General features: G+C 42.9%; 16 protein-coding genes. 11 read left to right on the top strand and 5 right to left on the bottom strand.

The window, feature by feature from the left end:
- The first annotated feature begins 58 nt into the window (after positions 1–58).
- The 11 genes from nrfB to sucD all read left to right on the top strand — a co-directional run bounded on the left by nrfB (position 59) and on the right by sucD (position 13,809).
- Positions 59–715 (top strand): cytochrome c nitrite reductase pentaheme subunit, encoded by a 657-nt coding sequence (gene nrfB, locus HMPREF9065_RS05870; RefSeq protein WP_021615857.1) that lies wholly within the window; start codon positions 59–61, stop codon positions 713–715.
- Positions 712–1,389, top strand: a complete 678-nt coding sequence (nrfC, locus tag HMPREF9065_RS05865; RefSeq protein WP_033002482.1) for a cytochrome c nitrite reductase Fe-S protein — start codon at positions 712–714, stop codon at positions 1,387–1,389. Before nrfB ends, nrfC begins: the two co-directional genes overlap by 4 nt.
- Positions 1,386–2,351, top strand: a complete 966-nt coding sequence (gene nrfD, locus HMPREF9065_RS05860; RefSeq protein WP_021615859.1) for a cytochrome c nitrite reductase subunit NrfD — start codon at positions 1,386–1,388, stop codon at positions 2,349–2,351. Before nrfC ends, nrfD begins: the two co-directional genes overlap by 4 nt.
- Positions 2,352–2,703: 352 nt before the next feature.
- Positions 2,704–4,614: a heme lyase NrfEFG subunit NrfE gene (gene nrfE, locus HMPREF9065_RS05855; protein WP_021615862.1), complete on the top strand. Its 1,911-nt coding sequence runs from the start codon at positions 2,704–2,706 to the stop codon at positions 4,612–4,614.
- On the top strand, positions 4,607–5,137 hold the full coding sequence (locus tag HMPREF9065_RS05850; protein WP_021615863.1) for a DsbE family thiol:disulfide interchange protein: 531 nt from the start codon (positions 4,607–4,609) through the stop codon (positions 5,135–5,137). Before nrfE ends, HMPREF9065_RS05850 begins: the two co-directional genes overlap by 8 nt.
- A complete protein-coding gene (gene nrfF / locus HMPREF9065_RS05845) occupies positions 5,134–6,183 on the top strand; it encodes a heme lyase NrfEFG subunit NrfF (RefSeq protein ID WP_021615864.1) in 1,050 nt (349 codons plus the stop codon). Before HMPREF9065_RS05850 ends, nrfF begins: the two co-directional genes overlap by 4 nt.
- On the top strand, positions 6,180–7,373 hold the full coding sequence (locus HMPREF9065_RS05840; RefSeq protein WP_021615865.1) for an NAD(P)/FAD-dependent oxidoreductase: 1,194 nt from the start codon (positions 6,180–6,182) through the stop codon (positions 7,371–7,373). Before nrfF ends, HMPREF9065_RS05840 begins: the two co-directional genes overlap by 4 nt.
- Before the next feature lie 171 nt (positions 7,374–7,544).
- Complete coding sequence (gene sucA / locus HMPREF9065_RS05835; protein WP_021615866.1) at positions 7,545–10,349, top strand: 2-oxoglutarate dehydrogenase E1 component; 2,805 nt, start codon at positions 7,545–7,547, stop codon at positions 10,347–10,349.
- A 115-nt stretch (positions 10,350–10,464) separates the two neighbouring features.
- The gene (gene odhB / locus HMPREF9065_RS05830; RefSeq protein WP_021615867.1) at positions 10,465–11,670 is read left to right on the top strand and encodes a 2-oxoglutarate dehydrogenase complex dihydrolipoyllysine-residue succinyltransferase; all 1,206 of its coding nucleotides are present in this window, start codon (positions 10,465–10,467) and stop codon (positions 11,668–11,670) included.
- Between the two features lie 85 nt (positions 11,671–11,755).
- On the top strand, positions 11,756–12,925 hold the full coding sequence (gene sucC / locus HMPREF9065_RS05825) for an ADP-forming succinate--CoA ligase subunit beta (RefSeq protein WP_021615868.1): 1,170 nt from the start codon (positions 11,756–11,758) through the stop codon (positions 12,923–12,925).
- A gap of 11 nt (positions 12,926–12,936) precedes the next feature.
- Entirely contained in the window at positions 12,937–13,809 is an 873-nt protein-coding gene (gene sucD, locus HMPREF9065_RS05820; RefSeq protein ID WP_021615869.1) for a succinate--CoA ligase subunit alpha, read from the top strand.
- Positions 13,810–13,942: 133 nt separating this feature from the next.
- On the opposite strand, the gene HMPREF9065_RS05815 is transcribed toward sucD, so the two are convergent.
- The 5 genes from HMPREF9065_RS05815 to HMPREF9065_RS05795 all read right to left on the bottom strand — a co-directional run bounded on the left by HMPREF9065_RS05815 (position 13,943) and on the right by HMPREF9065_RS05795 (position 16,624).
- Positions 13,943–14,164, bottom strand: coding sequence for an integrase core domain-containing protein (locus tag HMPREF9065_RS05815; RefSeq protein ID WP_021615870.1), 222 nt, complete (start codon positions 14,162–14,164; stop codon positions 13,943–13,945).
- Positions 14,161–14,874: an HvfC family RiPP maturation protein gene (locus HMPREF9065_RS05810; protein ID WP_021615871.1), complete on the bottom strand. Its 714-nt coding sequence runs from the start codon at positions 14,872–14,874 to the stop codon at positions 14,161–14,163. The genes HMPREF9065_RS05815 and HMPREF9065_RS05810 overlap by 4 nt, the downstream gene beginning before the upstream one ends.
- A complete protein-coding gene (locus tag HMPREF9065_RS05805) occupies positions 14,864–15,784 on the bottom strand; it encodes an HvfB family MNIO-type RiPP peptide maturase (RefSeq protein ID WP_021615872.1) in 921 nt (306 codons plus the stop codon). The genes HMPREF9065_RS05810 and HMPREF9065_RS05805 overlap by 11 nt, the downstream gene beginning before the upstream one ends.
- 77 nt (positions 15,785–15,861) lie before the next feature.
- Positions 15,862–16,149 carry an oxazolone/thioamide-modified RiPP metallophore HvfA gene (locus HMPREF9065_RS05800; protein ID WP_021615873.1) on the bottom strand — a complete coding sequence of 96 codons (288 nt, stop codon included), beginning with the start codon at positions 16,147–16,149 and terminating at the stop codon, positions 15,862–15,864.
- Between the two features lie 34 nt (positions 16,150–16,183).
- Positions 16,184–16,624 carry an HvfX family Cu-binding RiPP maturation protein gene (locus HMPREF9065_RS05795; protein ID WP_156901098.1) on the bottom strand — a complete coding sequence of 147 codons (441 nt, stop codon included), beginning with the start codon at positions 16,622–16,624 and terminating at the stop codon, positions 16,184–16,186.
- Positions 16,625–17,488: the final 864 nt, after the last annotated feature.

Consider the following 17,488-nt stretch of genomic DNA (forward strand, 5'->3'; position numbering starts at 1 on the left):
CTTTTGTGCACTTTATAAAAGTGCGGTCATTTTCAAAAACAAATTTGAGGTAATCAGAATGAATTTAACGTCTCTACTCCGCAAACCGGCAAAAGCCCTTGCATTGCTTGCAGTATTGGTCGCCGCACCGATGCTCGCACAAGCAGAAGGTCAGCCGTCTGCAGCGGACAAGTTTACTTACGAACCGCAATTGGATAATCAACGCGATCCAAACCAATATTGTGCTAAATGCCATAAATTTGACAAAGTCGATAAAAATCAAACCTTGGATCAATCCGGTGGTGAATTACACTTCGGTAAGTTTCATGGTGCACACTTAAATCAGAAAAATCCGAATAACGGTAAACCAATTAATTGTGTCAACTGTCATGGCAATATTTCTGAAGATCACCGTCGTGGTGCAAAAGACGTGATGCGTTTTGACGGCGATATTTTCGGTGAGAAAAAACCGATGTATAGCGCACAAGAACAAAACCAAGTCTGTTTCTCTTGTCACCAACCGGATAAACTTCGTGAAAAACTTTGGGCGCATGATGTTCATGCAATGAAATTGCCTTGTGCAAGTTGTCACACATTACACCCGAAAGATGATGCGATGAAAGGTATTCAACCAAAAAATCGTGTGAAACTTTGTGTGGATTGCCACGGTGAACAACAAAAACGTAAAGCGCAAAAAGAACAAACTCAATCAACCGAACAAAAGGATAAACAATGACAACTTGCTCACGCCGAAACTTTGTTTCCGGCATGGGGGCGTTGATCCTTATGACGGGAACATCAGTGACCTCTTTAGCGAAAGAGGAAAAGGCGGATAAACCGAAACGCTACGCGATGGTGCACGATGAAACCGCGTGCATTGGCTGTACTGCGTGTATGGATGCTTGTCGTGAAACTAACCATGTGCCTGAAGGCGTTTCACGTTTGGAAATCCTACGTAGCGAACCTTATGGGGAATTCCCGAATCAAGAGTACGAGTTTTTCCGTCAATCTTGCCAACATTGTACGAATGCACCTTGTGTGGCAGTTTGTCCAACCGGGGCATCATTCATCGATCCTGAAACCGGTATCGTGGATGTGAATAAAGATCTTTGCGTCGGTTGCCAATATTGCATTGCCGTCTGTCCATATCGCGTACGTTTCATTCATCCGGTACACCGTACTGCAGATAAATGTAACTTCTGTCGCGATACAAACTTAGCTGCTGGAAAACAACCGGCTTGTGTTGAAGCTTGTCCAACCAAAGCATTAACCTTTGGTGATATGAATGATCCGACAAGCGCAGTGGCACGCAAGGTGAAACAAAGTCCTGTTTACCGCACGAAAGTGGAATTAGGTACACAACCGAATCTTTACCATATTCCATTCCAACACGGAGAACCAAGAAGATGACATTAGATTATCCTGTTCCGTTTCACACACCTAATTTGGTGTGGGATTCAACAATCGCTATCTACTTGTTCTTACTTGGTATTTCTTCCGGTGCGGTACAATTAGCGATTGCGTATAAACGTAGTAACAAACTTGAAAATCCAAACAAAAACTGGATTATTCGTGCCGCTGCCGTATTGGGTAGTGTGCCGACATTAATCGGTTTAACCTTGTTGATTTTCCACTTGGCGCGTCCTTGGACATTCTGGAAATTGATGTTTAACTATCAATTTAATTCCGTGATGTCTATGGGGGTTATGTTATTCCAAGTGTATATGCTGTTTTTGGTTTGTTGGTGTGTCGTTATCTTCAAAGAAGATATTATGGCATTGATCCAACGTTTTATGCCAAAACTCCGTTTTATCGGTAACATTATCAATGTATTAGAACGCGTAACCTCCCCTGTTGAAGTCATTCTCTTCATCTTAGCCGCAGTGCTAGGGGCTTATACCGGTTTCTTACTTTCTGCATTGATTAGCTATCCGATGTTAAATAACCCTGTTCTACCAGCGTTATTCTTGGCTTCTGGTACCTCTTCCGGTATCGCTGCGACCTTCTTATTTATCCTGATTGCTGGTAAATTAAAAGGCGATTCCCACGAATCACACTTCATTCATAAATTTGAAGTGCCGATTATGGTAACCGAGCTCGGTCTATTAATCTGTTTCTTCGTGGGACTCTACTTCGGTGGCGGACAAAAAGTGGTGGCGTTACATAATGCGTTATCCGGCTTCTGGGGCGCAGTCTTCTGGATTGGGGTATTCTTTATCGGTATCTTAATTCCGTTGATTGCCAATATGTTTGTTAGCGATCGTTTAAAATTCAACAAGAATTTTATCATCCTTGTGTCGATTTTCGACTTGATTGGGGTGTTATGCTTGCGTTACTTTATTCTGTACGCAGGACAGCTTACAACCGCATGATAAGGTTTTTGTTTGTATCAAAAGGCGTAGTAAAATACGCCTTTTTGTTTGGCGTTATTTTCTTTGGCAAAGAAAATAAAAAAAGAAAGGCGACTCAAAGAAGAAAATCTGATCTATTTTTTCTACGAGTAAAGTGCGGTTAAAATTTTAAACGTTTTTATCTAACTTTCCCCTCTTTAGCAAAGAGGGGAAGGGGAGATTTGGCAGAAGTGATTTCAACCTTATGAGTTGTTCAATATCGTCAATATCTCCTCTTAACCTCTTCTTTCTTAAAGAGACGGTATAAAATGCAGGCAAAACGAAGTGATCATCCACAAAACCAACATGACAATCTAAAACACGAGATTATTTTATGATCCCCGAACTAGGCTTTCTTTCTCTTCTTCTTGCTACGATGAGCGCGTTGTTGCTCGCCGTTGTTCCACAACTTGGGCTTTGGCTACGTAAGCCGGCACTGACCCAATTAGCTTGGGGATTAAGCTATTGCTTTGGCTTATTTACGTTAGCCTCAATTTCTATTTTGGCGTATTCCTTTGCGGTGGATGATTTTACATTGGAATATGTCGCCGCCCATTCGAATTCTCAATTGCCGACGTTCTTTAAAATTGCGGCGACTTGGGGTGGGCATGAAGGATCCATGTTGTTCTGGCTATTTTCACTTTCCGTTTGGGTTGTGCTGTTTGCATTATTTAATCGAAAAAATGACCGCACTTTTGTGGCACAGAGCCTGGTGATTTTAGGCTTAATTTGTTTTAGCTTTGCGGTTTTTATCGTTTTCTTTTCTAATCCGTATGGACGCGTATTCCCCGCACCGTTGGAAGGACGAGATCTGAATCCGATGTTGCAGGATGTGGGGCTGATTTTTCATCCGCCGTTGTTGTATCTCGGCTATGTTGGCTTTGCGGTGAATTTTGCCCTAAGTGTTAGCGCATTGTTGCATCAACATTTAGAAAGCCAAATTGCCCGCGTGATGCGGGTTTGGGTATTGGTCTCTTGGTTATTTTTAACCTTAGGCATTGTGCTAGGGGCATGGTGGGCATATTACGAGCTCGGCTGGGGCGGCTGGTGGTTCTGGGACCCGGTAGAAAACGCTTCGTTGATGCCTTGGTTATTAGGTTTGGCACTGTTACATAGTTTAATTGTCAGTGAAAAACGGGGCATTTTTAATTATTGGACAACGCTTTTCTCGCTGTTAGCATTCGCTTTCAGTGTGCTTGGCACCTTTATCGTGCGCTCAGGTGCATTGACGTCTGTACATGCTTTTGCAGTGGATAGCCAGCGAGGCACGGCATTGCTGGTGATTTTCTTTCTGTTGACTGTCGGAGCGCTCAGTTTGTTTGCGTTCAAAGCGAATATGCAACAACAATCTGTGAAATTAACCTTGCTTTCTAAAGAAAGTGCGGTGCTTTTTTTGAATGTTTTATTGAGCATCGCTACTGTCAGCACGTTTCTCGGCACTTTCTATCCGATGTTATTCCAAGCCATGAATTGGGGCTCTATTTCTGTCGGCGCGCCTTATTTCAACAGTATTTTCCTTCCGCTGATTGCGTTAGTGTTAATTGCCATGGTGATTTCCCTCGGCTTGCATTGGGCAAAAGCGGATAAACGCATTTTATTAAACCGTGCCGTGTTATTGTTGCCGTCTTTGTTGCTTTCCTATGTAGCCATTCACCACTTTATGCAAAATGACAGTGCGTTACAGTTTAAATGGACAGCCTATTTCCTACTCACCTTAGCGATTTGGTTGTTATTGGCGACGTTGTGGCAAAATTGGCGAAAGTTAGGCCTTTCTCACTATGCGATGATTTTTGCGCATAGCGGTGTGGCCATTGCCACAATAGGCGCCGTCATGAGCAGTTATTTCGGTAGTGAAATCGGTGTACGTTTATCGCCACAACAAAGCCAACAGCTTGGCGCATTTAATTTTCACTATGAACGCTTTTCCAATGAAATCGGCCCGAATTTTACCGCTGAAGTGGCAACGTTTAGCGTGACAGAAAAGGGCAAGCCGTATGCCGAATTACAGCCGGAACGCCGTTATTATGATGTGCGCACCATGACCATGAGTGAGGTTGGGTTGTCCGGCGGTTTTTGGGGCGATTTATATATTGTTATGGGCGATCCGCTTGGCAAGGGTGAGTTTACGTTCCGACTTCATTACAAACCGCTGATTCGTTGGTTATGGTTTGGCGGTATATTGATGGCATTGGGTGCATTGTGTTCTGTATTGACGATGAAGCGAAGAGGAAAACGTGATGAATAGAAAAGTGATTTTCTTCCTGCCGTTAGTATTGTTACTTGGCGTATGTGTTTTATTGTTAGCAGGGTTGCACCAAGATCCGAAAAAAATTGCCTCTGTGTTAATTGATAAGCCTGTGCCTGAGTTTTATCAGGCAAATTTATTGGATAATCGTCAAACGCTCAGTCCAAAAGATTTTCCGAAACGCCCATTTTTACTTAATATTTGGGGAAGCTGGTGCGGTTATTGTCAGCAAGAACACCCATTATTGCTTGAGTTAGCAAAAGAGATTCCTATCGTGGGTGTGGACTATCGCGACAAACCACAAAATGGTATTGCGATGTTACAACATATGGGCAATCCTTACACCTTAGTCATTGATGACAGCCGCGGCGAATTGGCGTTAAAACTCGGTGTGGATGGTGCGCCGGAAACCTATTTAGTGGATGCCAACGGCATTATCCGTTATCGTCATTCCGGCTTATTAGATCGGGAAACTTGGCAAAAAACTTTCGTGCCTCAACTTAACCAGCTATTACAACCATGAAACGATTTTTAGCGTTAATTTTTTTATTGTTTAGTGTGAATGCCATTGCTGAAATGGTGGATACCTTCGAATTTCAGAATCAGGCAGATCGCACCCGTGCCGTGGAATTGGCGAAGTCGTTGCGTTGTCCGCAATGTCAAAATCAAAACTTAGTCGAATCGAATTCACCTATTGCCTATGATTTGCGCATTGAGGTGTATAACATGGTAAATGAAGGCAAAACGAACCAGCAAATTATTGATGCCATGACATCGCGTTTCGGTAACTTCGTCAATTATAAGCCGCCGTTCCAATGGAACACGGCGTTGCTTTGGCTATTACCGGCAGGTTTGTTGTTGGTGGCGTTTGGGTTGATTTGGGTTTCCTGTCGTAGTTCATCACCGCTTGAACCGGAAAAACAGGCGGAAAATTTACCGCACTTTCAATCTCTACAAGAGAAAAGTGCGGTCAAATTTGAGCTTAAATCGACATTGATCGTTTTTGCTTTATTGCTTGCCATTCCTTTTGCGTATTATTTTTCTTTGGAACGCTTTTCTCGTGTACAGCAAGGTGAGCAGGAACAAATCGCACAACATAATCAGCAACTTGAAACGACGGAAGAAAATAAAACCGAGGCGATTATCGGCAAAATTCAGGATAAATTACGCCAAGATCCAAATAGTGCAGAAAACTGGGTGAAGCTGGGTGACGCGTATATGCAAAATAACGATTTCGACAGCGCTCTGGTTTGTTATGGCAATGCCGAAAAAATTGATGGTCGTAAGCCGACGACGCGAGGGCTGATGGCGACAGCATTATATCTTCAAGCGAATCAACAGATTACACCACAAGTTCAACAATTCTTGGATGAGGCGTTAGCACAAGATCCGAAAGAAGTCTCTGCCTTATCGTTGTTGGCAGCAGAGGCGTTCAAAACGCGCGATTATTCCACCGCACTTGATTATTGGCAGCAAATTTTGGATTCCGGCAATTCTGCAGTGGAGCGTCGTGCCATCATTCAGAAAATGAAAATGGTCGATTTCATGCAAAAAGGAGAGTTGCAGTGAGCCACCATGCCATTGAAACAGTCATTATCGGTGCCGGAGCGGCAGGCTTGTTTTGTGCAGCACAACTGGCAAAGTGCGGTGGCAAAGTCAGAATTTTAGATAATGGCAAAAAAGTCGGGCGGAAAATTTTAATGTCCGGCGGTGGCTTTTGTAACTTCACCAACATGGAGCTTTCTTCAGAACGTTATCTCAGCCAAAATCCCCATTTTGTAAAATCCGCCTTAAAACGCTTTACCCAATGGGATTTTATCGGTTTAGTGGCGGAGTATGGCATTCCTTATCATGAAAAAGAGCTCGGCCAGCTGTTTTGTGATAACGGCGCAGAAGATATCGTCAACATGCTGTTGGCAGAATGTAAAAAATATGGCGTGGAGATTGCCTTAAGACAAACCATTTCTGCTGTGGCAAAAACGGAAAACGGATTTTCTGTCGTGGCAAACGGAGAAACCTTGCATTGCACGCATTTAGTTGTTGCCACCGGCGGTTTGTCTATGCCGGGCTTGGGTGCAACGCCTTTGGGTTATCAAATCGCCGAGCAATTCGGCATTCGCGTGATTGCGCCACGGGCGAGTTTAGTGCCTTTTACTTGGCGCGAATGCGATAAGTTTTATGCGACGTTATCCGGTATTTCCTTAGATGTCGCCGCGACCAATCAACACAAAACCTTTACCCACCAAATGCTGTTTACTCATCGCGGTTTATCCGGGCCTGCCATTCTGCAAATTTCCAACTATTGGCAACCGGGTGAAAGCATTCATCTTGATTTATTGCCGGGACAAGATATCCGTCATCATGTAATTGAACTGCGCCAATCTTCACCGAAATTACAGTTAAAAACCGTATTAAGCCGTTTATTACCTAAAAAATTGGTGGAGTTATGGCTTGAAAAAGGCTTTATACAAGATGAAGTCATTGCCCAATTAAGTAAAGTGCGGTTAGAAAATGTGGTGAATTTAATCCACCACTGGCAGTTTGTACCGAATGGCACGGAAGGGTATCGCACTGCAGAAGTGACTATGGGCGGCGTGGATACCCATGATATTTCCTCCAAAACGATGGAAAGCAATAAAGTACAAGGCTTGTATTTTATCGGCGAAGTATTAGATGTTGCCGGCTGGCTTGGCGGTTACAATTTCCAGTGGGCGTGGAGTTCTGCCTATGCCTGTGCGCAGGCAATTGCGAATAAATAAGCCCGTGTGTATTTTTATTGCTTTTATTTTTTCGTTAATTTTTTGTAAAATTTCAATCCAGATCACAGAATGTATTTTATTTATCAGGCATAATGTATCCCTTAGGACAAGATTGTTCTTTGTTTATTATCATGTTGTTTGTTAGCGTATTTAAATCTTAAGGTGGTATGTATGCAGCATTCTTTAAATGAATGGCTCTCCTCCAGTGCACTAGGTGGGGCAAATCAGTCTTATATTGAGGATCTTTATGAAAGCTATCTTGAAGATCCGAACAGTGTGGATGCCAGTTGGCAAGAAATTTTTAAAACGCTGCCAAAATCCACCGCACTTGAGCAGGCGCATTCAACGGTGCGCGATTATTTCCGCCGTTTAGCGCGAGAAAATCATGGACAGAGCGTGAGCGTGATTGATCCGGAAGCGAGCGCGAAATTAGTTAAAGTTTTACAATTCATCAACGCATACCGTTCTCGTGGCTACATTGAAGCCACTCTCGACCCCCTCAATTATTACCGTTGGAAAACTTCCTCGGTGCCTGAATTAGACTATCACCGACATGGATTAACAGACGCTGATTTGGACGAAAGTTTCAATATCGACTATGCTGTTTATGGCAAGGAAAGCATGAAGCTCCGTGATTTAGCCCGTGATTTGAAAGCCACCTATTGTGGCAATATCGGTCTGGAGTTTATGCACATTCATGATATGGAACAGCGTAATTGGTTGCAAAGTAAACAAGAAAAATGGATTCAACAGCCACTTTTCAGTAAAGACGAAAAAATCAATTTACTGAAAGAATTAACGGCAGCGGATGGCTTAGAACGTTATTTAGGCGCGAAATTCCCGGGCGCGAAACGTTTCTCGTTGGAAGGAAGCGATGCGTTTATTCCGATGATGAAAGAGATCATCCGTCATGCCAGCCGTAACGGTATAGACGATGTGGTGTTGGGCATGGCTCACCGTGGTCGTCTAAATATGTTGGTTAACGTGTTTGGTAAACGTCCAACCGATTTATTTGATGAATTTGCCGGTAAACATGCGGAAGATAATCGCACCGGTGATGTGAAATATCACCAAGGTTTCTCCTCCGATTTTGCGGTAGATGATAAGAAAGTGCATTTAACACTTGCCTTTAACCCGTCTCACTTGGAAATTGTGAGCCCGGTTGTGATTGGTTCCGTCCGCGCAAGGCAAACCCGTAAACAAGATACCGAATATAACAAAGTGTTGGCAGTCACCGTGCATGGTGACTCCGCTGTTACCGGTCAAGGTATCGTGCAAGAAACTTTGAATATGTCCAATGCCCGCGGTTATAAAGTCGGCGGCACGATTCGCATTGTGATCAATAACCAAATCGGCTTCACCACCTCTAACCCGAATGATACCCGTTCTACCGAGTTTTGTACTGATATCGCCAAAATGATTCAGGCGCCGATTATTCACGTGAACGGCGATGATCCGGAAGCTGTTGCTTTTGCTGCCCGTATGGCGGTGGAGTATCGCGCAGTCTTTAAACGGGATATTTTCATTGATTTGATTTCCTATCGTCGCCATGGTCATAACGAAGCCGACGAGCCGTTGGCAACTCAACCGATGATGTATGGCATTATCAAAAAACACCCGACCCCACCGAAAGTGTATGCCAATCGTTTAATTCAAGAAGGCGTCATTACGGAAGAAGATGCCACTGAAATTTCCAATTTATACCGCGATGCTTTGGATAATGGCGAATGTGTCGTGCCGGAATGGCGCGCGATGGACATGGCAAAAGTGGATTGGTTGCAGTATCTCAACTATGACTGGACGGCGCCGTATGAGAGCAAATTCCCGGAAGAGCGGTTTAAAACCTTAGCAAAACGTGTCTCTCACTATCCGGATTATGTGCAACCGCATCCTCGCGTTGAAAAAATCTATGCCGACCGCCAAGAAATGGGCCGAGGTGAAAAATTATTAGACTGGGGGATGGCGGAAACCATGGCGTATGCCACCTTATTGGATGAAGGCATTCATGTACGTTTATCCGGTGAAGATGCCGGTCGTGGTACGTTCTTCCATCGTCATGCCGTCGTACATAACCAAAAAGACGGTACCGGCTATGTGCCATTAACCCAATTACACGCCAATCAAGGTCGCTTTGAAGTATGGGATTCCGTTTTAACTGAAGAAGGGGTGCTTGCCTTTGAATACGGCTATGCCACCACGGATCCAAAAACCTTAACCATTTGGGAAGCGCAATTTGGTGATTTCGCCAACGGTGCGCAAATCGTGATAGACCAATTCATCAGCTCCGGCGAACAAAAATGGGGCAGAATGTGTGGTTTAGTGATGTTGCTACCGCATGGTTACGAAGGACAAGGCCCGGAACACTCATCTGCCCGTTTAGAGCGTTATTTGCAACTTTGTGCACAACAAAATATGCAAGTTTGTGTGCCTTCAACACCGGCGCAGGTGTATCACATGTTACGTCGCCAAGCGATTCGTAAAATGCGCCGTCCGTTAATTGGTATTTCACCGAAATCCTTGTTACGTCATCCGTTAGCCGTATCCAGTATGGATGAATTGCTTAACGGCACATTCCAAACGGTCATTGGTGAAATTGACAATATCGATCCGAAAAAAGTGAAACGTGTGGTGATGTGCGCCGGTAAAGTGTATTACGATTTATTGGAACATCGCCGTAAAAATGAACAGGATAACGTAGCTATCATTCGTATTGAACAACTTTATCCGTTCCCACACGAGGATGTGAAAGCGGTGTTAGCGCCTTATTCACATGTAACGGATTTTGTATGGTGCCAAGAAGAGCCACTAAATCAAGGGGCTTGGTATTGCAGTAAACATAACTTTGAGGCAGTGATTCCGGACAATGCCAAATTGTCTTATGCCGGCCGCCCGGCTTCTGCTTCACCGGCGGTAGGTTATTTGTCATTGCATGCCAAACAGCAAAAACAATTGGTGGAAGATGCATTGACTCTTTAATCCGTTAAAGTGCGGTGTATTTTTCGCTTGTTTTAAAACGTGATGAAAAACGACCGCACTTTATGCTTAACAACATTGATACTTAGCTAAATGAATACAAAAAAGGAATGAAATTATGACTATTGAAATTCTTGTCCCGGATTTGCCTGAGTCAGTTGCTGATGCAACAGTCGCCACTTGGCATAAAAAAGCAGGCGATGCGGTGAAACGCGATGAAGTGATTGTGGAAATTGAAACAGACAAAGTGGTGCTTGAAGTGCCGGCGCAAGCAGACGGCGTGATCAGTGAAATCGTGCAGGATGAAGGTGCCACAGTGGTGAGCAAGCAGTTGTTGGGTAAATTGGAAGCTTCCGCAACAGCCGCTGCAGCAGCCATGGAAAAAACGGCAGAACCGACACCGGCGGATCGTCGCACCGAAGTGCCGGATGAGCCTCATACCACGGATGCGTTAAGTCCAGGCGTTCGTCGTTTATTAGCGGAACATGATATTCAAGCATCTGATGTGAAAGGTACCGGCGTAGGTGGCCGTATTACCCGCGAAGACGTTGAATCAGTCATCGCAAAACGTGCAGCTGTGCCTAAACCGGCAGAAACAACAGTCAGCACAATGGCATATTCTGCACGCAGTGAGAAACGCGTTCCGATGACCCGTTTACGTAAACGTATTGCAGAGCGTTTGTTGGAAGCTAAAAATAATACGGCGATGTTAACCACATTCAATGAAGTGGATATGCAACCGATCATGAAGTTGCGCAAACAATACGGCGAAAAATTTGAAAAACAACACGGCGTACGTTTAGGTTTTATGTCTTTCTACATCAAAGCCGTGGTGGAAGCCTTGAAACGTTATCCCGAAGTGAATGCCTCCATTGACGGTGACGATGTGGTTTATCACAATTATTTTGATGTGAGCATTGCGGTTTCCACACCACGCGGTTTGGTGACCCCGGTATTGCGTGATTGCGACAACCTTTCTATGGCAGACATTGAAAAATCGATTAAAGCCTTAGCGGAAAAAGGACGTGATGGTAAGTTAACCGTGGAAGATTTAACCGGAGGTAACTTTACGATTACCAATGGTGGTGTGTTTGGTTCTTTGATGTCCACCCCAATTATCAATCCACCACAAAGCGCGATTTTGGGCATGCACGCCATTAAAGAGCGTCCGGTTGCAGTGGATGGTCAAGTGGTGATTCGTCCAATGATGTATTTGGCATTAAGTTATGACCACCGTTTAATTGACGGTCGTGAGTCTGTCGGTTTCTTGGTCACCGTGAAAGAATTGTTGGAAGACCCAACAAGATTATTGCTAGAAATCTAAAGAAAGAAGAACCGCGTGTGAGTAAGGCAGGCGGTTCTTTGTTTCAACAGACGATAAAATTAGGGCATTTAACAGAGGATTTTCTATGAATCTACATGAATATCAAAGCAAGCAAGTTTTTGCCGAATACAAATTGCCGGTGGGTAAAGGCATTGCCTGTAAAACCGCAGACGAAGCGGCAGAGGCGATTAAACTGTTAGACGGTGATGCTTGGGTGGCGAAATGTCAAGTGCATGCCGGTGGACGTGGTAAAGCGGGTGGTGTGAAACTTGTACGCAACGAAGCGGAAGTCAGAGAGTTTGCGAATAAATGGTTAGGGCAACGTTTGGTCACTTTCCAAACGGATGCCAATGGTCAGCCGGTAAACACGATTTATGTAGAAGAAGGCTCACAAATTGAACGTGAATTGTATCTAGGCGCAGTGCTCGATCGTGCTTCTCAACGTGTGGTATTCATGGTATCTACTGAAGGTGGGATGAATATCGAAGAAGTCGCGGCAAAAACACCGCACTTATTACACAAAATGGCGATTGATCCGCTTACCGGTGGTATGCCATATCAAGGGCGTGAGCTGGCGTTTAAATTGGGTTTAAAAGGCGACCAAGTGAAACAATTTGCCCATATTTTTACCCAAATGGCAAAAATGTTCGTCGAAAGAGATTTGTCCTTATTAGAAGTGAACCCACTGGTGGTCACGAAAGAAGGCAATCTCCTTTGTTTAGATGCCAAAATTGTGGTAGATGGCAATGCGTTATATCGTCAGCCGGCTTTAGCGGCAATGCAAGATCCAAGCCAAGAAGACCCACGTGAAGCCTTAGCGGAAAGTTTTCAACTTAACTACGTGGCATTAGACGGCAATATTGGTTGCATGGTGAACGGCGCAGGGCTTGCCATGGGCACTATGGATATTGTGAAGTTGCATGGTGGTCAACCGGCGAACTTCTTGGATGTGGGCGGTGGTGCAACCAAAGAACGCGTTGCGGAAGCCTTTAAAATCATCCTTTCTGATAAAAATGTCAAAGCGGTGCTCGTCAATATTTTCGGTGGTATTGTACGCTGCGATCTGATTGCAGAAGGGATTGTAGCGGCAGTGAATGAAGTGGGTGTCAACGTACCTGTGGTGGTGCGTTTAGAAGGTAACAATGCCCCGTTAGGCCGTGAAATTTTAGCGAAGAGCGGTTTGAATATTATTGCTGCCCAAACGTTGACTGATGCGGCGGTAGAATCGGTGAAAGCGGCAAAGGCTAACGCATAAGGAGCAATAGCATGTCAATTTTAATTAATAAAGATACAAAAGTGATTTGCCAAGGTTTCACCGGCGGTCAAGGTACATTCCACTCCGAACAAGCATTAGCCTATGGCACTAAACTGGTGGGGGGCGTTTCACCAAATAAAGGTGGCACGACCCATTTAGGATTGCCTGTGTTTGACACCGTACGCGATGCCGTAGAGGCAACCGGTGCCACAGCCACGGTGATTTATGTGCCGGCACCGGGCTGTAAAGATGCGATTTTAGAGGCCATTGATGCCGGGATTAAATTGATTATTTGTATCACTGAAGGCATCCCAACCTTGGATATGCTGGTGGTGAAACAGCGCTTGAATCAAACCGGTGTGCGCATGATTGGGCCAAACTGTCCGGGCGTGATTACACCGGAAGAATGCAAAATCGGCATCATGCCGGGCAACATTCATAAAAAAGGAAAAATTGGCATTGTTTCTCGCTCAGGCACGTTGACATATGAAGCCGTGAAACAAACCACTGACGAAGGTTTTGGTCAATCCACTTGTGTGGGTATCGGCGGCGATCCAATCCCCGGTTCCAATTTTGTGGATATTTTGAAACTATTCCAAGCCGATCCGCAAACGGAAGCTATTGTTATGATCGGTGAAATTGGCGGTTCAGCCGAGGAAGAGGCAGCGGCATTTATTAAAGAACATGTGACCAAACCGGTAGTGAGCTACATTGCCGGCGTGACGGCGCCGAAAGGCAAACGTATGGGACATGCCGGTGCCATTATCAGTGGCGGAAAAGGAACTGCCGATGAAAAATTTGCAGCACTGGAAGCCGCCGGTGTAAAAACCGTGAGAAGCTTGGCAGAAATCGGTTCAGCGTTGAGAGAAATGTTGAAGAAATAATTTGGCTGAGCTAAAAAAGTGCGGTCGGTTTTAAAAACGTTCGGTATTATGTAGCAGTTGCACAAAGATTTAACCGATTAAAAACCTTAAAATCCCTATTGAAATTTTAACTCAATAGAGATGTAGTGATCAGCTAATTCAACAGTTCCCGATAGGTTGTTTTTGTTAAAACAGGTGGCAAACCTTGATTGTAACGATGTGGGCGAACAAAATTGTAATACATCACATAAACTCTCACATCGTCCATCGCTTGCCCCAAGGTTATATAGTCGCCCTCTTGCATCCATTCATATTTAAAGCTACAAAACCAACGCTCCATTGGGGCATTATCCCAACAGTTACCTCGGCGACTCATACTTTGGGATAAAGCACTTCAGCATTAATCCAATTCACCCAGGTGTTTTCCAATAATGGAATTAAGGGAGTGCTATCTTCAACAACTGTATTTAAGGCAGATAATACCTCTTCTAAAGACGAAGGTTGTTCTTGTATATAACTTAATAGCCAAAAGTCAAGTTCAGATAAGCGTTGTTGCAGAATATTAAAATCGCTATCCCGCCATATAACAGCTTGCATAGGGTTTTCATCAAATTGTTTAAAATCGCTTGATAAAAAATCGACTTCATAGCGTTTTAAATAAGCTGCATCAGATAACTGCATTACACTATGCTTATTCCACTCAAATTTTTCAGGTATTTTTGCTAAAGAAACTTCTGCAAGTAATTGTGTATTTTCAAAATCCATCAATGCCAGTATATTGGCATCAAAACTCTCTTTTTCTTGACAAAATAAGAGAAATTCTCCAGCAATATCTTGAAAATAAGGCGAATGTGATTTTCCTGTTAATACAAACATTTCTTTTGTCTGAGACCAACTCTCAGCAGAAACGTGTTTAGGTGCTTCAACAAAACAACGGTCAATAAAACCAAAGATGTTATTTCGAACTAAGCGAGCATAAACAGCAAGGCGATTCGGAGCATAACCATTTAGAGGTTGAGCATTAGCCAATCGAACTGCTGTGGCAAGTGCTTTTTGTGTTTCAATAAGCGAAGGTTTAGGCTGCATAGGATATTACCTCTTCTTGAGCATATTTTTGCTGTAGTTGTGCAATATGTTCAACTTCAGCATAAAGTTCTGCAAATGGAGGGAAATTGAAATCACGCTCTAATAATGTTGGCGGAATGGCAGGTAGTCGTTGATAGGCATATTCTAATAAATCCCACACAGTACCTTTTACTGCCTCACCGTGCGTATCAATTAATAACTCTGGTAAATAGCGATATGCCCCTTTTATTTTATTAAATGATTCTCCTTCTAAATCCTCCACAACTTGTGCTGCAGAATGTTCTTCATCGTGTCCTGCAATATGAATGTAATTGACACGTTTCACATCTACTTGATCTAAAAAAACATAAGGATCGAGTAAACCGTGATTGACGCCATTTACATAAATATTATTCACATCTAAATGAATACCACAATCCGCTTCTTGTGCAATAGCATTTAAAAATTCTACTTCATTCATTGTGCTGGTGGGAGAGTGTAAATAATAAGAGGTGTTTTCTAATGAAATTTGTAATCCTAAAAAATCTTGCACATAGCGGATTCTCTGTGCTACGTGTTTTACAGCTTCTTCAGTAAATGGCATAGGTAATAAATCATATAAATGCCCTTCACATTCACAATAACTCAAATGTTCAGAAAAAAATGTCGAATTATATTGAGTCATTAATGCTTTAGTATTTTTTAATAACTCGCGATCAAGTGGTGCTTGCCCGCCTAATGAAAGTGATAGTCCGTGTACCGCAAGTGGATATCTTTCAGCGGCTTGATCAAATTTATAACGAGCAGCTCCTCCCATTTTTACCCAATTTTCTGGAGCAACTTCCATAAACTGAATCGCATTATTTGATGATAAATTCAAAAAATCATCCGCTAAATCTCGACGATATCCTAATCCTGCACCTTGTAACATAATTATTTACTCCTTTTAATACAACACTGGTGTAAATTTACACCAGTGTTATGTATGGCATCTAGATTAAAATACGATTATTTAGAGCCACATTTACCTTCACCACATTTACCTTCTGCAGCTTTTGGTTTGCTCGCACCACATTTACCTTCACCACATTTACCTTCTGCGGCTTTTGTTTCGTTTGCGCCACATTTGCCTTCTCCGCATTTACCTTCTGCAGCTTTTGTTTTCACACATTTATCACCCACACAAGGTGTTGCAGCTTTATCCGTACTGCTTGATTTTGATTCAGCGTGCGTAGCAGTAGCTACTGTCATCGTTAATGCTCCTGCTAATGCGGCTAAAGTGGATAATTTTTTCATTTAAATCTCCTAGAATTTGATATTGAATATATAGTTAGAGGAATTTCAACCAGCTTTTAGTTGGATAAACCTTCTTAATAAGCGTGTCTAAAGAGAGTTTCCCTGCTCCCTGCGTAATTAAGATTAATAAAGTTACCACATAAATTAAGGGTAATTTATAACCATTATCACAAACGTTATAACCTGAATCGGCGTGAATGCTATACCACGCGACAGAGATTAAAATCGTTAAACTTAATGCACTAAAACGTGTTAGCACCCCAAATATCAGCAAGAATGGGAAAATTAATTCAGATCCCATTGCAACGTGCCAATTAATATTGGCTGGAATAAGATTAAATGGAAAAGGAAAACGATCTTGTATTTCAGTAAACCAATTTTGACCATTCCATTTTTCTAACCCTGCCTCTAAAAATTCCCACGCAAGAAAAAAGCGTAAAATCAATAAACTCACGCCGCTGCCGATACTTTGCATCTTACAATCTTTCATTTTTTCCTCTGATTGATTAGCTATTTTATGAAATTATTTAGTTCATTATGGTAGGAAATGCTTCCTAGTTATTCTATTAGTCGGAGATAAGCCTTTTTTCTTACACTTTTTTTTCAAAAAATTGAAAATATTATTTTTTGTAAAAATGCAGATAACATTAAGGGCAGAGATTCTAATAATCTTCGCCCTTTTATCTTTTACTGATTAATATAGTGATCAGCTAATTCAACAGTCCCCGATAGTTTTTTTTTGTTAAAACAGGCGCCAAACCTTGATTGTAACGATGTGGGCTAACAAAATTGTAATACATCACATAAGCTCTCACATCGTCCATCGCTTGCCCCAAGGTTAGATAGTCGCTCTCTTGCATCCATTCATATTTAAAGCTGCGGAATCAACGCTCCATTGGGGCATTATCCCAACAGTTACCTTGGCGACTCATACTTTGGGTTACCTGAATGAAGGTTGGGAGGAATAGCTACACCTTGAGTTTGAAAAAATGGAAAATTTATGCGGTAAATTAGTCAATTTTCGGACTTTGTGCAACTGCTACATAATACCGAACGTTTTTAAAATCGACCGCACTTTTTCTTTTTATTATAGCCAGCCAAAGTCTGGCTATAAAAACCATACGCTATGCGTATGGAGTCCTTCCTCGTAGCGTGCAACTTGTTGCACGAATAATTAACCTCGATGTGTAATTCACGATTTCATGCGTAGCGTGCATCTTGATGCACGACCAAATTACGCACGGAACGTTATTTAACTCTTTCGGGCATTCATGATTTCGTGCAATTTGTTGCACGAATAAAATTATTAACCTCGATGCGTAATTCACGATTTCATGCG

This window comes from Aggregatibacter sp. oral taxon 458 str. W10330 (assembly GCF_000466335.1).
Classification (GTDB): Bacteria; Pseudomonadota; Gammaproteobacteria; order Enterobacterales; family Pasteurellaceae; genus Aggregatibacter.